The sequence below is a fragment of the Flavobacterium sp. genome, assembly GCF_003525665.1.
Taxonomy (GTDB): domain Bacteria; phylum Bacteroidota; class Bacteroidia; order Flavobacteriales; family Flavobacteriaceae; genus Flavobacterium.
The window spans coordinates 1-1112 of the sequence record NZ_DQDX01000001.1 but is presented as its reverse complement, the minus strand read 5'-3'; the positions used below and the strand labels follow the sequence as shown (position 1 = coordinate 1112).

1 protein-coding gene and 1 tRNA gene are annotated in these 1112 nt (G+C 28.8%); both read left to right on the top strand.

Annotated features, from left to right (window positions below; all coding sequences use genetic code 11):
- Positions 1 to 37: 37 nt before the first annotated feature.
- Positions 38 to 111: transfer RNA gene (locus DIU01_RS00010), tRNA-Met, on the top strand.
- Positions 112 to 164: 53 nt separating this feature from the next.
- A partial coding sequence (locus DIU01_RS00005; protein WP_290831217.1) for a site-specific integrase occupies positions 165 to 1112 on the top strand: 948 nt, incomplete at its 3' end.

The window sequence follows — 1112 nt, the reverse complement described above, 5'->3', positions numbered from 1 at the left end:
TATATTTGCACCCGCGTTCAAGGACGCCCGACTAAATGGCGAGGTAGCTCAGTTGGTTAGAGCGCAGGATTCATAACCCTGAGGTCGAGAGTTCAAATCTCTCTCTCGCTACGAAATTATTTTTATGATTATAAACGGTTTAGACTCCCTAAACCGTTTTTTTTATGTCTTCATTTTTACCAATACTTTACAAAGTATATGATTTAGTATACGATTCAGTATACGGTTTTGACCAAAATTTCTATTATATTGCAAAACATTTGAATATCTCAAATCAGAAAATCATGTCTAAACCGAATTATTCAATACCAAAAATCTATACTGGTGGGATAGATATATCTATTTGGAAACAACTTTCAGTTGATGAGCAATCAAAAGCTTTAAAAAAAGAATGGTATATATATTATAGCTTTCGATGTCCTCAAAGCGGATTGCTTAAAAGGGTTACTCCTATCAAAGGTTATGCAAACTCTTACAAGTCAATGAAAGAAAGAATGCAATATTTAAATACCTTGAGAGATTCACTTGAATTATTATTAAAAAACGGAGCGAATCCATTTGAAAATAATGATTTTAGTTATTTAGATGATTATTTTAATGAAACTACAAAACCTAAAACATCAAATTCAGAGGTAAAAGTCGCCGACGAGGTTAAACCAATAGAGGAAAAGAAAAAAGCAGTTGTAGATAAACAAAAAATAGATTCGATAAAAAATTCATTTGAGAATGTACTAAATATCAAGAAAAATCAAATGAATCTTACATCTTATAAAAATTATAAACTACGCATCATGCGATTTATGAATTATCTACCTGATGCATCATTACCAATAGATTCAATTGTAAAAAAAGATGTTATAAATTTCCTAAATGAAATCTTAGAAACTACAAGCCCAAGAAGTAGAAATAATTACAGAACAGACTTAAATTCTTTTTTTAATGAACTTGAAAATAATGAATACATTGAAAATAATTTCATTGCGAAAATAAACGTTTTGAAATCTAACCCTGAAAGAAATAAAACTTTTAGCGATAAAATTCAAAAAGAGATTTATGAATATCTTGGTGAAGAAGATAAAATGTTGTTGTTATTTATCCAATTTATCTCATAT